The sequence below is a fragment of the Alienimonas chondri genome (assembly GCF_013036045.1).
In the GTDB taxonomy this organism is placed as follows: domain Bacteria; phylum Planctomycetota; class Planctomycetia; order Planctomycetales; family Planctomycetaceae; genus Alienimonas; species Alienimonas chondri.
The window spans coordinates 1-1,150 of the sequence record NZ_WTPX01000332.1 but is presented as its reverse complement, the minus strand read 5'-3'; the positions used below and the strand labels follow the sequence as shown (position 1 = coordinate 1,150).

1 protein-coding gene is annotated in these 1,150 nt (G+C 73.5%); it reads right to left on the bottom strand.

Features of this window, described 5'->3' with window-relative positions:
* Nucleotides 1-1,124, bottom strand: a 1,124-nt coding sequence (locus tag LzC2_RS21475; protein WP_171190061.1) for a hypothetical protein, incomplete at its 3' end; no start/stop codon positions are given.
* Between the last annotated feature and the right edge of the window lie 26 nt (nucleotides 1,125-1,150).

Here is a 1,150-nt window from a genome sequence, read left to right as displayed (position 1 = left end):
GCGCCGCCGACGCCCCGATCGACGGCGATCACCCCCACGCCCGTCTGGCGGGCCAGCGCCAGCAGGCCGACGCCGCAGCCCGCGAACACCGCCGCGTCCCAGCGATCCGGGATCCCGAAGTGCTCCAACAGGTTCCACACCGCCGCCGCCCCGGCGCCCGCGGCCAAGACCGGCACGACGCTCCACAGCCCAAACAGCCCTTCGTCCCGCACCACGCCGGTCCGTGCGTCCCGCCGCCGCCGCACGCTCGCGGCCAGGGAGTCCAGCGACACCAGCCCGTTGGCGATCGCCACCCAGATCGCCGCGGCGATGAGTCGAGAACCGCCCGTTTCTAAGGAGAACGGCGGCAGGAACACGACGCCGTTGCGGGCGATCTCCGCCAGTCCCGCGAACGCCGCGGCGCCGGTCAGCAGCGCCGCCCCGCCCCACAGCAGCGGCACGGCGAACGGGTCTTGGGCGAAGGGTTGTTCCTCTTGGAGCGGCTCCGGGCCGCCGTCGTCTTTCATCCGCTTGGGGAACAGGCGGAAGCCCTCGACGCTGAGAACACCCAATACGGCGAGCGTCCCCGCGACCCACAGCGGTTCGTCCAGCCGGTGCATCTGCCCCAGCGCCAGCACGGCGGTCAGCGTCACGCCGCCCTGCACGGCCAGCAGGAAGCGTCGATCACGCAGCAGCCAGACGGTCGCCGCCTGCAACGCCGCGCACCCTGCCGCCCACGCCCACAGCCCGCCGGTGATCGTCACGAGGTTCTGCGCCTCCAACAGCCAGAGATTGAGGGGCAGCGTCACGCAGGCCAGCCCCGCGGCGGCCAGTCCGGCCATGCGGTAGCGGGTTCTCGTGGCCAATCCCCAGCCGAGGACCAGCAGGGCGCAGCATCCGCCGATCAGGCTGGCGGCCAGCACCCGCGGGTCGTCGAACGCCCCCAGCGAGACCAACCAGACCAGCCCCCCGGCGATCACCAATCCGCCGCCGGTGCCCAGCAGCGCCCGGATCGTGCGGGGGTGCAGCAGCGCCGCGCCCGCGGTCGTCATCCAGGACGGCCAGGCGGGTTCGTGCTGCGAGTCGGGGGCGTACTGCGAATCCGGCGGCCCGTCCGGGGTGAATTGCGGCGAGGAGGTGGACACGGCGACGACCGGGGGTGCGCGGGGAC